The organism is Cupriavidus sp. 05N40 (assembly GCF_056397305.1).
The window spans coordinates 1-456 of the sequence record NZ_JBFTND010000477.1 but is presented as its reverse complement, the minus strand read 5'-3'; the positions used below and the strand labels follow the sequence as shown (position 1 = coordinate 456).

Genomic DNA, 456 nt, shown 5'->3' with positions numbered 1-456 from the left:
CAGATAAGCCGCAGTCAACCCACGATTTCCGTGCCTTCGGGCTTCGTCTGCATCGGACCAGTCGTACCTAGCGAGATAGATGCCAACTGCCGTAGCCAACGCCCCACCCCATATCTTGAGTCCACCAAGAAAGACCGTAGCGCCCACGCCCGTCGTACTGGCGGCGGCATATTGGCGCAGCACGATCTCCGTGCCGCAGGCCAACACTTCCAGACCGGCCGCGAAGGTTGTCAAGGCGGCGGCCAACTCCGCTTTTTCCTTTTCGTCCTTGGTCCCTTTGAGCCACTTGTGGCCGAACAGGGCGGCCTCGAACACAAGCAGCCAGCCAAGGCCGGGCTCGACCACGGCGCGGTAGCGTGTGCGGCGAAAGCCGGTGTCGCCTTGCTCGAAGCGGCTGACCAGCCCATGGACATGGCGCACCGGTTCGTCGCCACGCCAGAGGGTGAGCAGGGCGGC

At 64.0% G+C, this 456-nt stretch carries 1 protein-coding gene; it reads right to left on the bottom strand.

The window, feature by feature from the left end; translation table 11 throughout:
• The coding region (locus AC1DO7_RS41530) for a hypothetical protein (protein ID WP_477117611.1) at window positions 1-456 on the bottom strand (456 nt) is incomplete at both ends.